Source organism: Novilysobacter selenitireducens (genome assembly GCF_020026895.1).
Lineage (GTDB): Bacteria > Pseudomonadota > Gammaproteobacteria > Xanthomonadales > Xanthomonadaceae > Lysobacter_C > Lysobacter_C selenitireducens.
Window position 1 is genome coordinate 413,920 of sequence record NZ_JAINZW010000002.1, and the last position, 15,748, is coordinate 429,667.

A 15,748-nucleotide genomic window follows, 5' to 3' on the forward strand; every position below is an offset into this window, starting at 1 on the left:
CATTGACAAATATCAAGGCGTTGGGCGCATCCGCCTCCACACTTGCCCCCGCTGCTTGCCCTTCAAGCGGCGATGCAAACCTGCCCGGTGCCGCCGCATTTCCTGCCGTCCGCCAATGAGCCTGCAGACATGCCACACGCTCCCAACCCGTCCGTTCCCGCTCTGTCGGTAGTGATTCCCGTCTATGACGAAGCGGACTCCATCCGGCACCTTCTGGACGAGGTTGTCAGCACGCTTCGGCCGCTGATGGCGATGGAAATCATCGTGGTCGACGACGCCAGCCGGGACGGGACGGCCGCGGTATTGGCGGCAGCGGCGTGGGGCATCCCCGAGCTGACCGTGGCGACCCATGTCCGCAACCAGGGGCAGAGCGCGGCGATCGTCACGGGCGTGTCCATCGCTCGCGCCGCCTGGGTCGCCACCCTGGACGGTGACGGCCAGAACGACCCCGCCGACCTTCCACGGCTCATGGCCGAACGCGCGCGGTTGCCTCCGGATTGCCGGCTGGTGGCGGGGTGGCGGCAAGAGCGGCGAGACACCTGGAGCAAGCGCGTTGGGTCACGGATTGCCAACGCCGTGCGCAGGCGGCTGCTGAATGACAGCACGCCCGACACCGGGTGCGGCACAAAGCTGTTCGAACGTGATGCGTTTCTCGCGCTTCCGCGCTTTCGCCACATGCACCGGTTTCTTCCGGCGCTGTTCCAGCGGGACGGGTGGCGCACGGTCAGTGTCCCCGTGGGGCATCGTCCCAGGACGGCGGGGGCGTCCAAATACTCCAACCTGCAGCGGCTTTGGGTCGGTCTGTTCGACCTGGCGGGTGTCGCCTGGCTGCGGTGCAGGCCCGGCCCGGTCGGCGAAGTACGCGTTGTCAGGCCGGCCTCGGCCATCGTGGCGCGGAGCGAGGAGGTCTTGCAGTGAGTGACACCTGGGCCTGGATCATCATTGGGTTTGCAGGCCAGGCGCTGTTTTCAGCGCGTTTCGTCCTGCAGTGGGTCGCATCCGAACGGGCCCGACGTTCAATCGTGCCGAAAGCCTTCTGGTACTTCAGCCTGGCGGGAAGTGCGGTGCTGCTCAGCTATGCCATCCACCGGAAGGATCCGGTATTCATCGTCGGCCAGGCAGCAGGGCTCTTCATCTACTTGCGGAACCTGTCGCTGATTGCACGGGAAACCACGCATGCAGCTGGGCAGGTGGCGCCCGGGGAAGAGGATCACTAGGACCGACGGCCCTCCCTAGGACTTCGCATAATGCATATTACGTTAAACTTTTTCTATGCGCGAACAGACGCCGACGCTGGACCCATCACGCCAGTCTGTCCGCCAGCAGCAATTTCGTAGCCTTTCCCGCTGCAATCCGTATCCTTTCCGTCTATAGCGGTGTATCCCAATCGGTTGCTCGCTAAGTTTCGCTCCCGATTGGTTCTTCCGCTTCCGTCCGGGAGCGTGTGGCATGGTGGATTGGGTCGATCGGATTCTGACCGACTTTACGGTCGCACCGCGGACGCTGATGCAGTATGCCGTGTGCCTTTTCCCCTCCCGTTGCACTGGCGCCGGAATCCTTGAGCGCATTCATTGACGACCATTGCGCGATGGCCGTCGCCGGCCGACTGCGAATGCGCATGGCGGAAGCCATCTTGGAGGGGCTCCACCTGGCTGGTCATAACGCTCGCATCGAATGTGTCGCTCCGGCCACTACGAACTGGCGGCTAAACATGCTCCATAAGGCCCATCGTGCGCTTCATTTGCCCTTCGATGATGAGCGTCTCCGGCGTCGAAGACCCGAGATCTACGCTGCATGGGAGGCGGAACGCGCTGCGATCGGTCTTCCGATGGCAGTCCCCATGACCGTGACTCGGACCGTGGAAGCGCTTCTCAACGCATGCGAGGAAGATCGAAATGGCATCCAAGACAAGTCGCTTATTGTTGTCCTATGTCGATTGTCCGCAAGCCAAGTGACCCAACTGCGCTTCAATGATCTAGTTCCAGGCGTGATTATGGAGGATGGCAAGCAATGCGATGTCGTAGACCTCACGATTCGTAGGCCGTTCGGGCGGTTGCAGACCTTTCAACCCAGGATTCGCTTCGTTGGTCGTGATGCCACCTTGCTAATGGCGTGGGGGTCAATTCGTGGGGAACAGCTTCTGCCTGGCGCTCGTGACCACTTCTTCTTGCGCGAGACGCGCCGCAACGCGTCGCCAGAGCTAACTCAGGTCTGGATCGGACGTCGTATCCGACACCTCGCGCAGGTGGCGGGCCTCGCCAAGCCAAACGGCCGCAATCACGTTTCTCCGCAGTGGTTGCGAAAGAGCTATGAGCGAGAGTGGCGAGAAGATTTTTTGCTTACGAAAGTGGCACGCGCTGCACGGGTCTCTACTTCGACTGCGTTTCGGCTGACGAGGCCGCGAGACGCAAGCTAACAGCCGTTTTCTTCGTTGCCTCAAGCTGCACCCCGCGCCATGCCCCGAAGGGGCGCAACAGTTGGTCTCAGCCCGCACCTCAAGGGGGTCCACTCCGGCGCATGATGTGAATCATGCCGCCGGCGATCTCGGCGGGCTCTCGGTAATCCAGCCATGAGGCGCGCGAATCATCTTCGCCTCGGGTGAAGCCTGATAACCGCCAGTATCCTTCCGCTGTACGCACGATGGCGTCAACTGACTCGGCGACCGTAATGTGGGGCGATGGGTGGTCTAGCTTGTCGAGCGCTATGCGTCGCTGACGGGCATGCTCGAGCAGGTCGACTAGAGCCTGTAGGTAATGTGCGCATGCCAGCTCGGGATCGCGCCCTCGAGCAAGCAGGCGCCGTAATCCTGTAAGTTCATTATTGGTAACCAGATAGGAAGGGAGCACCAAGGTCGAACAATGTTCGCCCTCCTCCACTTCACCGCCATGCCAGCGACCGTGCGCGGATTCGCTAGCGGCAAGCCACGCGTCAATAGGCGCTCGAGTTGCGATAGGCACGTGCGTCCGGTATGCGCCCCTTCGAAAGGCGCGGCGATACGTCTCCAGCTGATCTTCGGTGCTGGGTTCGCTCTCCTTCCACGTCCAGCTTTTTGCCTCTATGGTCCAATGCCCCCGCGACTGCTCGTGGTACGGCTTAAAGCCAGGCATGGTGACGCCCGAACTTTGTAATGCATGCATCAGCGCAGGCAGAAGACCCTTCGAAGGCAAGGGCGGCATTCGCAAGGGGGCGCTTGCGAGATACGGAGGATAGGCGATGTGCATTGGGCCCGAGACGAAGGTGATGGCCGCGCTGAGAGATTGCGTCCACTGCCAGTGTTCTTGCAGAGCTTGAGTGATGGCCAGCTCGTCGGGGACATAGAGCCCACTGTGGATTCCGTCCAATAAGAGACAACCGGCCGGGCATTGAAAAGCGCTAAGCCCGGGGCTCCGTGATTGCCACAATAGTTGCGTAGCGCAATGCGGGCAGTGGTGCGTCAGTGGCTCGTGGTGCACGGGGCACCGAGCGATCAGGTCCCCCTGCCATGCATAGGAGTGGTATCCATCCCCGATACAGCGTGGACAGATCCGCAGACATTCGGGCGGCGAACTCGACAGTTCAGGGAAAGGCTGCCAGGCTCCAGGCCGGATCTTGATCTCCGGCTTTGACAACTGGCGGAAATATGGACCGAGTGTTGCCAGATCGCCTGGCAGGACGCTGTCTGGAGCAAACGCCCATCTCACCCAGTCAGGCGGCACCTGACGTCGAATCTCTACATCGGTGAGCAAGTTTGCCCTGATCAATCGCGCGACGAACGCGTACCACGACTCAAAGGGGCGCCGGATTGTGTCGAATCCGATCAGACGTTCCAAAGGCGGTGTTCTAGTCTCGCTGTTGGTCGCGTTCAGAACTGCCATCGCGGAGATGTCCCAATTGCTGTTGTAGCTATCAAGCTCTACTCACCGACGTGGGCACCGCAGGTGTGAGTGCCCCGCGTCTGCACTTTCCGTGTACTTCCCGCGCACTGACGCGTGTACACCGAACCTTTTGTCGCACAAACGCATGTGCACTTTCCTGATTTCCGTAGCTTCGCGTGAACACCGGACCCGTAAATTCAGGCTAGGTACCGCCCCCCGCAAGCGAGTTGCGGAGGTGGACGGATCAACCGGAATGAGCGTCGCCCTGACATTCGGCACGCCACTCTTCGGGGGTGATGCCGCTCGCGGCCCCGTACAGCGGCAACCGGTAGTTGTTGAAGAGGTTCCGCAGTGCCGGCAGATTCCGGCCCATGAAGAGCCAGCCGTGGTGCTCGTCCCACTGCATCTCAGTCCTGAAGGGGTACGTCGCTTTGTCGTCTTCGTTGAACAGGTCGAAACCGTCCAGCACGAAGACGCGTTCGTACGTCGGCGGCTTCCCATCACGTACCCAGCGGCGTTCGCAGATGCGCTCGGTCACCGCATTGAGACGCTCCGCCGGCGCGGGTCCAAGGTCGACCAGCTCGGTCACGACGCCGGTGGCGCGCGCTCGCTGCTCGACCGCAGCGTACAGGGCCAGGGCCCGCTCATCGTCCAGGCATGCCACGTAGCGTGAAATACACACGCGCGCAAAGGCGTGGTGCACGAAGAGACCCGCCACCTCGTCCACGAGATGCTGATCGGGGACGACCTTCAACGTTGGGTTTAAGGGTGATCCAGCCATCCAGTCATGCGTCCCGGCGTTCGTCCAGGTAGTCAACCACCGCACCCTGCCGGCCGTCTCGCACCATGGCATCGGCGGTTCGGCCGTCGAAATCGGGAACGGCGCACTCCAAGTACCACGCGGCGGCACGGCGCTCGTCGCCGCCGTGGACGTCGATCGCTTTGTCCAGGACTCCGACTACGGCCGCCAGATACGCCTGCAGCTCCGGTCCGGGCGGCCACGCATCGAGTTCGCGTACGGTGACGCCGGCCCGCTGCGCCAGCGGCTCGGGCCGCAGCCGCAGGAACACCCCGACGAGCGCGGGTGAATACCACGCGTCTCCGGCCTCTCGCAGTCGGGCGGCCAGCGGCAGATCGTTCCGCTGGGGGCGTTCTTGCACCTCGTCCCCCACGCGCAAGCGGCCATTGAGGCGGGTCGTGCCTTCGCTGGCCCACGCGATGGCCACGCGCATCGCCTCTTCGTCCCGAGCCTGCATGCGCGCCCGGTATGCGTCCCGAGTTCCCTCGAGTCGGGCGCGCGCCTCCGGCGCGGGCGTGTCGTGATGGGTCGTCATGGTGTGCGGTGGTGGCCGCCCCGCTGCTGACGGAGCCCCCAGCTTACGCCGGCGGTGCCGTGCGCGCATCAGCCCTTGCACACGCTCCGATGGCTGCCTTCCGTGCGGGTCACGGCGTCTTCTTGGTGCTGCGCGCGGCGCGCACCGCACGTGACTTACCGCGAGCCGGCGCCTTGGCAACACGCGGTGCGGATGGCGGCTTGCCGCGCGCTTTCGGGCCGTCGGCGAGCGACGCGCGCAGCACGGCCGGCAGGTCTCCCAGCGCCTCGACCTGTTGAGCCAGCGCCTCGGCGCGGCCCCGCTGCGTGGCCGCCTCGCGCTCGGCGGCGGCCAAAGCGGTGCGCGCCGTCTCCAGAGCCTGACGCAGGCCGTCCTCGGTCTGGCGGGCCTGCGCCTGCGCCCGCGCCGCCTCCCCCCGCAGCTCGCGCACCTGCTGCCGCGCCGCGTCGATCTCGGCGTGGGCGCGGTCTTCGAGCTGGCGCAGGTGCGCGGTGTGGGTAGCCTGGGTCGCGGCCGCCTCCTGCCGTACGGCCTCGAGCTGCGTGCGCAGCGCAGCGGTGTCGGCCTGGGCGGTGGCCAGCGCCTGCTGGGTGCGCTCGGCCAGGGCGTGGGCGTCGGCGAGCTGGCCGGCCTGCAGATCCGCCAGGCGCTGCAGGTCGGCCACGCGGGTCTGCGCCTGGTCGCGCTCGGTGCGGGCGGCCCCGGCCTCGGCGCGGGCCACCTCCGCGGCGGCCGTGGCGGCGTCGCGGTCCGTTGCCGCCTCACAGACCGCGGCCGTCGCCGCCGCCCGGTCCTGCGCCAGCGCCGCGTCGGCGTGCGCGCGGCCCGCCTCCAGCGCCGCGGTCCACAGTTGCGCGGCCAGCGTCTGCACCGCCTCCGGCGCATCGGGCAGCGCCATCAGGCGCTCGTGCGCCTCGAGTCGTGCGCCCAAGGCCTGCCACCAACCCTCGAGTAGCCGCGTGACCGTGTTGGGCGAACCGGTGCCGAGATGGGTGCGAATGCGCTCGACGGTGGGCCGTTCGCCGGCCGCGAGCAAGGCGTCGGCGGCCGCGTTGACCTGTCCCTGCGTGATGCCACGTGCCATTGAAATGCCTCCGATGTCGGCGCCCTGCCCCGTTGCCTGACTACCCGCGATAAGGGATAGTTATCATGGGTAGACGCCCTATAGCGTAATAAATACTACACCCTACATATGTCGAATTCGCTCATACCCGACCCGTCCACCCTGCCCGCGCTGGTGCCCGAAGAACTGGCCGAGCGCGCCGCGGCCGCGGTGCGCGAGATCCTCGCCGAGGGCGCAGCGGCCAACACCACCCGCAGCTACGCCAGCGCCCTGCGCTACTGGGCCGGCTGGCATCGCCTGCGCTACGGCCAGCCGATCGCCCTACCCGTGCCGGAAGCCGCCGTTGTGCAGTTCATCGTCGACCACCTGGCGCGCCGCGGCGACGACGGCGGCCGGGTCTGGGAACTGCCGGCGGCGGCCGATGCCCAGCTGCAGGCCGCCGGCCTCAAGCAGAAGCCCGGGCCCTTCAAGCACTCGACGGTGGTTCACCGCATCGCCGTGCTGTCCAAGGCGCACCAGCTGCGCGAGGCGGCCAACCCGTGCGAGGCGCCGGCGGTGCGGCACCTGCTGGCGCGCGGCCGCCGCGCCGCGGTCAAGCGCGGCGAGCGCCCGCGCAAAAAGACCGCGATCACCCAGACCGAGCTTGAGGCGATGCTGGCGACCTGCGACGACTCCCTCGTCGGCGTGCGCGACCGCGCCCTGCTCTGCTTCGCCTTCGCCAGCGGCGGCCGCCGCCGCAGCGAGGTCGCCGCCGCCGACGTCGCCGACTTGCGCCGGCTCGGGCCCGAGGCGTACGTGTTCCACCTGGGCGCCAGCAAGACCGACCAGGACGGCACCAATGCCAACGCCGACAAGCCGCTCCTGGGCACGGCCGCCGTCGCGCTGACCGCTTGGCTGGAGGCCAGCGGCGTCAAGAGCGGCGCGCTGTTCCGCCGCCTGTGGGGTGAGCGCGTGGGCCCTGCCCTCTCGGGCGCGGCGGTGGCGGGAATCGTGCAGCGCCGCGCCCAGGCAGCCGGCCTGACCGGCGACTTCGCCGGACACAGCCTGCGCTCGGGCTTCGTCACCGAGGGTGGGCGGCAAGGCGTCGCCCTGCCCGCCCTGATGGCCATGACCGACCACCGCGCCGTGGCCAGCGTGATCGGCTACTTCCAGAGTGGCAGCGCGGAGCAGAATCCGGCGGCTCGACTGCTGAGCTAGCGAGGAGCCGGCGCAGGGCTGACTGTCCACCGCCTGAAAAAGACCCCGCGATGCGAGGCTCTCAGGTCAGACCGTTCAGGCGTCCTTATCGAGCTGCCGAGGTTGCCCTGTCCATCTCAAAGAGCGTCCCGAGGCTGACGAAAGGTCGGTCCTCATGGACCAGCTCTGCAGACCATTTCTCGTAACGGCTTGTGCGATGGATGCCATCCGCATCCTGGGCAATACCATCAGGGCCGAATACCAGATGTTCGGGATCAAAGCTGCCCCTGTCCTCACGGACCCCGCAAATCGCCGGGCCGGCCGCTGAGATCATCAACGTCGCCGTAACTGCTGCATCAACCGTTGGGAGGTCCTCCGTGGACACCGCCGGGAACCAGCCAAAGGGCGACGTCAGCGCGATCACTGTCGACATCCCCGGCGCGATCTTGTGCACCCAGCCGGCACGCTCGCCGCTGAGCATCAGGAACCCGTGGGTGTCGTCGAGATGGACCACTCGTAGCGCCCAAGTCCCCCTGAACTTGAAAAGCTGACCGGGCTGAACATCCTGCGGGTAGATCTCTGCGAACGCGCGAGCTGGCAACTTCATGGATCCATCCTCCCTGTGCGGCGCGGTAGCTTGCGCTCAGTGACCTTGGTCGCTCCAGCGGCGCCGCAGTAGTGCCATCAGGTCCTGCGTCAGGCGGTGCGCGTCCATCCCAAGCCCCGCGCGGGCGATGTGAGGCGGGCGGAGCATCACCGGCTGCTCGCGCTCCGCTTCCCTGCCCCAGCCCGTTGAGATGCTGTTGGGGCTAGCCGCCTGCTCCGCGCGTGTCCGCCACCCCATAGCACCCTGCCCCACCACGGCTGCGCAGGGCGCGACGTGCGTAATGCGATGAGTCGGGTCGATGCGATCCAGTAGCCAACTGGCGAACGCAAGTGCACTGCCCAAGCGTCCGGCGACGTCCTCCTCGATCACTACGGGCATGCCCGCCCCGCGCGACTCACCCAGTGGCAGGACGATCAGCATGTCGCCGGTCGGCCAGAGGCGCACCTGCGTATGGGTCGTACCGTTGCGTTCCTGAAATACCACCAGGGCATCGGAGCGCAACGCGCTGTCCGTGCCACGGCTGATATCGAAGATCGGATGGGGCCCGAACATCGATTCCTGCTGGATCGCTTGGCGCAGTGCCGGCGCCTCCAGCTCTGCCGGCCTGAGGATGCTGGTTTCGGGGCCGGCGGCTAGGGCCACCTGCACGGCGATATCGGACGAGTAGTGTCCGCGGGAGGGTTCCGGAACGAGTTCGGTCGCACGACGCGCCAATGCGGTCGGATCGAGGGGCGCGGCCGCATGGGCGAGCTCGTGTCGATGAAGCGCCTGCGTCACCTTCTGGTGCAGCTCTTCCGGCGTCGAGAAATTGTCCCGATACAAGCCACCTTCCCAAGACCCGGACTCGGCGATCAGCTCGGCTTGAGCAGACTCGGCCTCGCCATGCTGGACGAAGCTCAGGATCGGCTTGTGGCTGCGGGCTTCCCGATACTCCTCGTGCGTTGCGGATAGGCCTGAGGGCTGCTGGGCGCCATAACGTGGGCCCAGGACGAGAACGACCAGATCGGCACCCCGCAGGCCCTGTAAACACGATATCTGCGGTGAACTGGCACGCGCCCCGAAGTCCTCGGCCATGACTGCCTCATGGCCCAAGAGCTCGATCGCGCGCCTGACCGCAGCGCGTTCTTCTTCCATTCCTGAGATGAGCGAGCTGACGAAAACCTTCATGACTACTCCACTCGCGCTAAAGCGTGTCTAGACGCAACTGCGTGCACATATGGGACATGCAACGTTTCGAGAAGTGATGGGCAAGCTCGGTCAGCTTGCACGCATGTACGTCGGCCTTCCTGGGCAGATACCTAGGGGAAGCAACACGATAAAGCCAGCGGAACATATTCGCTGCACATCGACAACCCGGGTCCCGCTAAGGGTGGCCTCACATGGGACGAGGTCTATTCACAGGCCCCGCTGGCGCCCACTTACCAAGGTGAGTCGGCCTACGTAAGCCTTACGAACATCCTTACTGTCCACGCCAAGGGGGCGCAGGGTCCGTGGGGTATGCTGCGAAGCGGGGCTATGGCAACTATTTCGTGCTAGGCCGCAGGAGCGGCCGGGGAGTGTTCGGAATGGCAAGGCGTTCGTCGGGGTCGGGAGGGTGGTTGTTCCTGGGCGCGATTGCACTGATCTTTTTAGTGCCCAAGGAAGTATGGATTTGGCTAGGGGTAATCGGTGTTGGTGTTTTGGGCTTCTATCTGCTCCGGACGCATCTGTCTAAAAAACCCGCTCAGCCTGCCCGCGAGCCCACCTTGGCCGACCTGACCAGAGGCTCTCGCCAATCTTTTCAGCCGTCAGCCGAGCGCGCCACTGGGAGCAGGCCCAGCTCAAGCTTGCCCGACGCGGCGGCGCGGCGTGCACGATCAGCAACCGAGCGAGCAGGCACGAGTACTGACGAGTTCTATTCCGCCCCGACCGCCGCACATCAACCAGCGTCTTCTTTTTCCGTGCCCAAAGCGCCGGACGGCTTTGGGGATGGACGATGGGTGCCGCCCGGCGAAAGCATCCACGTAGCGGGGGTCAATCTCCCCGGTGGAATGATCTACGTCGGCGGGCGCATGCGCGCGCCGAATGGGCATACGGATCCGTGCCTGATCAGTGGACAGATGAAGGTAGCGGACGTCGGGAACTATCGGTCGCGGCAGATGGGCTATTGGCCAAGCTACGCCGAAGCGTCCCCGTACGAGCGTCGCGCCTACCTCAGCTGGCTCTCGGAAGGTCGATGCGCTCCTGACTGCGACATCGGCTATGTCTTCTTGTTCTTTTATGGCCTTGAGCGCCGGGTCATCGTGGACTCGCGCGACGACCCTTCAGCCAGGCAGGACTGGCCGAAGATCGCCGCGGAACTTCGGCGGCTGCTTTCGATATACGGCGAGTCCCACTCGTTCCGGCGCTATGCAGGCGAGTTGCTGAGCTGGATCGAGCTCGAGGGCAGTTCGGGGGAGCTCTATAAGCAACCGGTCCCGGACTTTCCCAAGACCTACGAGCTTCCACTCTACCTGCGACTGGCACTGGGCCAGGCCGCAGTGGATCGCGCACCGATCCCCGGCGAGCTTGCACTGGCATGGCTGCGCTTGAATCCGCAGACATCCTTGCGCACGGCCGCAACTCGGTGTGCTGACGAGTTCGGGCGACTCTTCATTCAACGCTACCACGAGGAACATGGCTCCGGGCTGGTGCTGCCGAGGAACCGAACGAAGCTGAAGTTCGTCTACCAGGCCGCCTCGTCCGGTCTTCGGGGCGCACGGATCACCATGGGCTTTGACGATATTCCAGACGTCACCGCCCTCACCGCGCCGATCAAGAAGCTGGCAGAGATTGCAAACCGATGCACCGATGATCTGGGTTCTTACAGCCGACTTATGGGCAAAGACCCGTCAGCGGCGGCGGGCCTGGAAGGTCGGGTTTTGCTGCCGGCATCGTTATGGCCCCCCGCCGCACAAGCCAAGCTGCAAACCCTGACCGCGCAGATGCGGGATGGGCGGCTGTCTCTGACCCTGCAGGAGCTAGTTGTGGCGCTGGGTGGTACCAAACAAGCGATCTCCCGAGAGCTCGTTCGTGCACTGGCCCGGGCCTTGGAGGGCACCGGGCTGGGCATTGAACCCCATGTTCTGGCTGGCGCGCGAATTCCGAAGGAACGAGACACCGTTGTGCTTTTCTCCCAGCCGACGACGGAGGCTAGTGTCGGGTCGGGAAATGAATACCGCACCGCAGCCCTCACCCTCCAGCTTGCTGCCGCGATGGCCCAAGCCGATGGAGACTTCAACGAGCGGGAGATTGCTCACCTGCGCGCGGAGATCCAAGGGTGGTCGCACCTCACGCCCGCAGAGCAGAGCCGATTGCATGCCCATTTGCAGTTTTTGACCGCTGAACCGCCCACGCTGGCTGCACTGAAGAAGAAGCTTGAAGAGTTCTCCAACATGGCCAAGGAAAAACTGGCCGCCTTCATGGCGAGCATGGCCCAGTCCGACGGCTTTGTGTCGCCTGATGAAGTCAAGTTCCTGGAGAAGGTCTACAAGGCTTTGGGCGTAGAGCCCAAACGGGTGTTCAGCGACGTCCATGCCCTCGGCGCCGGCGGTGCACCCATCTCAGTCGCACAGGCCGAAACCCAAGGCTTCCGCTTGGATGCTGCTCGCATTGCGAGCCTTCAAGAAGACACAGCACGCGTCTCCGCACTCCTGTCGTCCATCTTCGTTGAGGAGCCAGCGGCACTTGCGACTCAGACGCCGGACCCTGAGCCAGATTCAGAGCAAGACGATGATGCGTTTGGACCGCTTGGCCTCGACGTAGAACACTCGGCGCTGCTGCGGCTATTGCTATCTCGCCCTGAGTGGACTCGATCGGAACTTGAAGACGCTGCAACCGACTTGGACCTCATGCTCGATGGGGCATTGGAGCAGATCAACGAAGCGGCCTTTGATGCGTTCGACGAGCCGCTATGCGAAGGAGACGACCCCTTGACCGTGAACACTGAACTACTTGAGAAGATCGAAGCATGAATGCTGCAATTCGTCCCAAGGATCGTGATGCTGTCATCCAGTCCCTTCGCGCGGGAGTCGTGCCACGAGCAGGTCAGCACCTGATCCAGGTTGCACGTGGCCGAGAGATCGAAGCGTTGGTGTCAGATATCGACCGCGTAGCCGATGGAGGGGCATCGTTCCGCTTCGTTATTGGCGAATACGGCGCAGGCAAGACCTTCTTCTTGAACCTGATTCGCGCAATTGCCATGGAGCGCAAGCTCGTCGTGGCCAATGCAGACCTCAATCCGGACCGGCGGCTGCATGCGTCAGGCGGCCAGGCACGCTCGCTGTATGCCGAACTCATGCGAAACCTGGCCACACGCACCAAGCCAGAGGGCGGTGCCCTGCCTGGGGTGGTCGAGAAGTTCATCGCAACAGCCAAGAGTGAAGCTAAGGCTCAGGGCCTGGAGACCGAGCAGGTTCTTCGCGCCAAGCTCGAACAACTGACCGAACTCGTCAATGGTTATGACTTTGCAGATGTCATTGCCGCGTACTGCCGAGGCGCAGAGAGTGGCAACGAGCAATTGAAGTCGGATGCGATCCGGTGGCTGCGCGGAGAGTTTGCCACTCGTACCGATGCCCGTGCCGCGCTCAGCGTTCGCACGATCGTCGATGACTCATCGGTCTACGACCAGCTCAAGCTCCTTGCGCGATTCGTGAGGCTGGCTGGATACGCAGGGTTGTTCGTGTGTCTGGACGAGATGGTCAATATCTACAAGCTAGCCAACTCGCAGGCGCGTAGCTCCAACTACGAGCAGATCCTGCGCATGCTCAATGACTCGCTGCAAGGCACCGCAGTTGGCCTGGGATTTGTCTTGGGCGGAACGCCCGAGTTCCTGATGGACCCGCGACGTGGCATCTACAGCTATTCGGCCCTCCAGAGCCGGCTCGCCCAGAACGCCTTCGCCTCTGACACTCTGGTCGACTTCAGCGGGCCGGTGCTTCGCCTGTCTAGCCTGACCCTAGAAGACTTCTTTTTGCTCCTGGGCAAGATCCGCCACGTCTACGCGGGCGGGCAGCCAGAACGCTACTTGTTGCCAGACCCCGCGATTGCCAGCTTCATGGAGCATTGCGCAAATCGCATTGGCGATAGCTTCTTCCGAACGCCGCGAACGACGATCACCTCGTTCATCAACCTGCTCGCCATCCTCGAGCAGAACCCCGGCACGGAATGGCAGGCGCTGATCGGCGATGTCCAGATCGAGGCAGACGACGCGGGCGAAGGAGATGCCGCGGTCAAGCCCGACGACGAGCTGGCCTCCTTCCAACTCTGAGTAGGCCATGGCCGAGTCGCAAGCGTTCCTGAAGTTGGATCGCCGCATCCAGCACTACTTGTGGGCCGAGGGATGGGGGGCGCTGCGGGAAGTGCAGGAGAAGGCCATCCCACTGATCCTTCCGGCCGACCAGGATGTGATCGTGGCGGCGAGCACCGCATCCGGCAAAACGGAAGCCGCCTTCCTCCCCGCACTGACCCACTTGCTCCAGCAGCCCGACGAAGGACTGATCGTCTATATCAGCCCGCTCAAGGCCCTCATCAACGACCAGTTTGGACGCCTTGATCGGTTATGCGAGAACTTGGAAGTTCCCGTGTGGCCCTGGCACGGGGATATCACTGCCACCAGCAAGCGCCAGTTCATCCAGAAGCCCCGCGGCGTGCTGCTGATCACCCCCGAGTCGCTGGAAGCCACACTCTGTAACCGCGGCACTAGCATCGCCGGGCTGTTCAAGCTTGTGACCTTCATTGTTGTCGACGAGCTCCACGCGTTCATCGGCACCGAGCGGGGCAAGCAACTGCAGTCGCTCATGCACCGCATCGAAACAGCGCTGGGTCGGAAGGTTCCGCGGATTGGGCTGTCGGCGACGCTGGGCGATATGAGCCTGGCGGCGAAGTTCCTCCGGCCGGATCGAGAGGTGGCCTTGGTAGACGTGAAGTCAACCGGTGGGCAGCTGCTGATACTGGTCAAGGGGTTCGAGGAGCCAAGCGCAGAAGACGGCACGCGACGCAAGAACGACCCCGAAAAAGAGCGTGCCCCGCTGGCGATCGCCGAACACATGTTTAAGGTGCTTAGCGGCTCCAACAATCTCGTATTTCCGAACAGCAGACGGGAAGTTGAGCGCTATACCCACTTGCTCAATAGTCTCTGCGAGCAGGGCCAATCGCCAAGGGAGTTCTGGCCACACCATGGCAGCCTATCCAAAGAGATCCGCTACGAAACCGAAGCTGCCCTGAAGCAGCGCGAGAGGCCCGCTACCGCCATCTGCACGAGCACGCTGGAACTTGGAATCGACATTGGAGCTGTTAAGAGCGTCGTCCAGATCGGCACGCCGCCATCCGTTGCGAGCCTTCGGCAGCGGCTGGGTCGTTCGGGGCGGCGCGAGGGCGAGGCCGCGATCCTACGCGGCTATGTGATCGAAGACGCTCTAGATGACAAGGCCGACTTGGAGACCCAACTGCGGCTGGACACCGTGCAAACAGCGGCCGTCATATCCCTCCTGCTGGAGCACTGGTTCGAGCCACCTGTCGTGGGCGGGGCGCATTACTCCACGCTGGTCCAACAACTGCTATCGGCCATCGCACAACATGGCGGCCTGCAAGCTAGACGCGCCTACCAGTTGCTTGGTGCCGCGGGTGCGCCTTTTGAAGGTTTGACCAAAAGGAGCTTTGCGGAGTTGCTGCGCAACTTGGGGCAAGGCGAAATCCTCACCCAAGACCATTCGGGCCTACTCCTGCATGGACGCATCGGCGACAAGATCGTCAACCACTATTCGTTCTATGCATCCTTCGCCACCGACGAGGAGTTCCGCCTTGTTGCCGGTGGCAAGACACTCGGAACCCTCCCCGTGTCGCAGATGATGTCTCCAGGCCAGCGCATCTTGTTCGGTGGGCGCACATGGCTTGTGGAGGATATCGACGAACCGCATAAGACGATCCACGTGTCTCCCGCCAAGGGAGGAGCTCCACCGCTGTTCAACGGAGGTGCTGGGCGTGTGCACACCCGGGTGCGGCAGCGCATGCGAGAACTGTATGTAGCTGGTGAGTCTCTCTCCTTTCTTGATGCCACCGCACAGCGCTTCTTGGACGAGGGCTGCATCGCGTTCGAGACGTTAGCTTTGCAAGATCGCGTGTTGCTCGATCAAGGAAGCCAAGCAATCTTGCTCACCTGGCTCGGCGACGGCGCCAATGAGGCCATCGCGTGCTTGCTAATGTCGCGGGGTGTCCAAGCGTTTTCGGGACGATTGGGGGTCGAAATCGTCCGCGGGGAGTTGAGCCTCGAGGAGATCGAAGATCGTCTCGCAGATATCAGCTCAGAAGCGGCTCCGCCCCTCGATGAGTTGTTGGCCAATGCCAACAATCTCATACGCCAGAAGTGGGATGGACTCCTATCGCCTCACCTACTTCGCGAAACCTATGCGAGCTCGAACTTGGAGATGGATGAGGGGCTCGGCTGGCTACGAACCACGCTTGAACACAGAATAAGCCAGTAGCTGAGCTGCGTCGAACGTAGCTACGCCTTACAGATATCGGCCTCGAATGCGTATGCGAATGATGGAGATAGAGCTAAAAAAACGCACCACGCTGCCTTCAAGCTCATCGACTCCGTTCTGGCTGCAGTGGCTGCTGCAATTGACATTGGTACCAGCTCGACCTAGGTCGCAATCACGACGGGCCATGCGCCGTACCGGAGCTGACCTCTTCCACT

Annotated in this window: 13 protein-coding genes; 7 read left to right on the top strand and 6 right to left on the bottom strand. The window is 63.7% G+C overall.

Annotated features, from left to right (window positions below):
• Positions 1-129: 129 nt before the first annotated feature.
• The 3 genes from K6753_RS05695 to K6753_RS05705 all read left to right on the top strand — a co-directional run bounded on the left by K6753_RS05695 (position 130) and on the right by K6753_RS05705 (position 2,416).
• Positions 130-918 (top strand): glycosyltransferase family 2 protein, encoded by a 789-nt coding sequence (locus tag K6753_RS05695; protein ID WP_223675720.1) that lies wholly within the window; start codon positions 130-132, stop codon positions 916-918.
• Positions 915-1,217 carry a lipid-A-disaccharide synthase N-terminal domain-containing protein gene (locus K6753_RS05700; protein WP_223675246.1) on the top strand — a complete coding sequence of 101 codons (303 nt, stop codon included), beginning with the start codon at positions 915-917 and terminating at the stop codon, positions 1,215-1,217. Before K6753_RS05695 ends, K6753_RS05700 begins: the two co-directional genes overlap by 4 nt.
• 341 nt (positions 1,218-1,558) lie before the next feature.
• Positions 1,559-2,416, top strand: a complete 858-nt coding sequence (locus tag K6753_RS05705) for a hypothetical protein (protein WP_223675248.1) — start codon at positions 1,559-1,561, stop codon at positions 2,414-2,416.
• Positions 2,417-2,495: 79 nt separating this feature from the next.
• Here the strand turns inward: K6753_RS05705 and K6753_RS05710 are convergent, their stop codons facing one another.
• From K6753_RS05710 to K6753_RS05725, 4 genes are all read right to left on the bottom strand, one after another.
• Positions 2,496-3,341, bottom strand: coding sequence for a hypothetical protein (locus tag K6753_RS05710; RefSeq protein WP_223675249.1), 846 nt, complete (start codon positions 3,339-3,341; stop codon positions 2,496-2,498).
• Between the two features lie 757 nt (positions 3,342-4,098).
• Complete coding sequence (locus tag K6753_RS05715; RefSeq protein ID WP_223675250.1) at positions 4,099-4,608, bottom strand: hypothetical protein; 510 nt, start codon at positions 4,606-4,608, stop codon at positions 4,099-4,101.
• A 31-nt stretch (positions 4,609-4,639) separates the two neighbouring features.
• Positions 4,640-5,188: a hypothetical protein gene (locus K6753_RS05720; protein ID WP_223675252.1), complete on the bottom strand. Its 549-nt coding sequence runs from the start codon at positions 5,186-5,188 to the stop codon at positions 4,640-4,642.
• Between the two features lie 109 nt (positions 5,189-5,297).
• Complete coding sequence (locus K6753_RS05725; protein WP_223675253.1) at positions 5,298-6,272, bottom strand: DNA-binding protein; 975 nt, start codon at positions 6,270-6,272, stop codon at positions 5,298-5,300.
• Between the two features lie 108 nt (positions 6,273-6,380).
• Here K6753_RS05725 and K6753_RS05730 point away from each other — a divergent pair, with 108 nt between their 5' ends.
• On the top strand, positions 6,381-7,448 hold the full coding sequence (locus K6753_RS05730) for a site-specific integrase (RefSeq protein WP_223675254.1): 1,068 nt from the start codon (positions 6,381-6,383) through the stop codon (positions 7,446-7,448).
• 85 nt (positions 7,449-7,533) lie between these two features.
• On the opposite strand, the gene K6753_RS05735 is transcribed toward K6753_RS05730, so the two are convergent.
• Positions 7,534-8,034: a hypothetical protein gene (locus K6753_RS05735; protein ID WP_223675256.1), complete on the bottom strand. Its 501-nt coding sequence runs from the start codon at positions 8,032-8,034 to the stop codon at positions 7,534-7,536.
• 36 nt (positions 8,035-8,070) lie between these two features.
• Complete coding sequence (locus tag K6753_RS05740; RefSeq protein WP_223675258.1) at positions 8,071-9,201, bottom strand: DUF4062 domain-containing protein; 1,131 nt, start codon at positions 9,199-9,201, stop codon at positions 8,071-8,073.
• A gap of 431 nt (positions 9,202-9,632) precedes the next feature.
• Between K6753_RS05740 and K6753_RS05745 the strand changes: the two genes are divergently transcribed.
• From K6753_RS05745 to K6753_RS05755, 3 genes are read left to right on the top strand one after another with little or no spacing between them, the layout of a single operon-like run.
• Entirely contained in the window at positions 9,633-12,026 is a 2,394-nt protein-coding gene (locus K6753_RS05745) for a tellurite resistance TerB family protein (protein WP_223675259.1), read from the top strand.
• On the top strand, positions 12,023-13,321 hold the full coding sequence (locus tag K6753_RS05750) for an ATP-binding protein (RefSeq protein ID WP_223675260.1): 1,299 nt from the start codon (positions 12,023-12,025) through the stop codon (positions 13,319-13,321). The genes K6753_RS05745 and K6753_RS05750 overlap by 4 nt, the downstream gene beginning before the upstream one ends.
• A gap of 7 nt (positions 13,322-13,328) precedes the next feature.
• Positions 13,329-15,533 carry a DEAD/DEAH box helicase gene (locus tag K6753_RS05755; RefSeq protein WP_223675262.1) on the top strand — a complete coding sequence of 735 codons (2,205 nt, stop codon included), beginning with the start codon at positions 13,329-13,331 and terminating at the stop codon, positions 15,531-15,533.
• Positions 15,534-15,748: the final 215 nt, after the last annotated feature.

Coding starts and splice junctions, on each gene's coding strand:
- K6753_RS05695 (WP_223675720.1), top strand. CDS start 130: ATGCCACACGCTCCCAACCCGTCCGTTCCCGCTCTGTCGGTAGTGATT.
- K6753_RS05720 (WP_223675252.1), bottom strand. CDS start 5,188: ATGACGACCCATCACGACACGCCCGCGCCGGAGGCGCGCGCCCGACTC.
- K6753_RS05725 (WP_223675253.1), bottom strand. CDS start 6,272: ATGGCACGTGGCATCACGCAGGGACAGGTCAACGCGGCCGCCGACGCC.
- K6753_RS05730 (WP_223675254.1), top strand. CDS start 6,381: ATGTCGAATTCGCTCATACCCGACCCGTCCACCCTGCCCGCGCTGGTG.
- K6753_RS05735 (WP_223675256.1), bottom strand. CDS start 8,034: ATGAAGTTGCCAGCTCGCGCGTTCGCAGAGATCTACCCGCAGGATGTT.
- K6753_RS05740 (WP_223675258.1), bottom strand. CDS start 9,201: ATGAAGGTTTTCGTCAGCTCGCTCATCTCAGGAATGGAAGAAGAACGC.
- K6753_RS05750 (WP_223675260.1), top strand. CDS start 12,023: ATGAATGCTGCAATTCGTCCCAAGGATCGTGATGCTGTCATCCAGTCC.
- K6753_RS05755 (WP_223675262.1), top strand. CDS start 13,329: ATGGCCGAGTCGCAAGCGTTCCTGAAGTTGGATCGCCGCATCCAGCAC.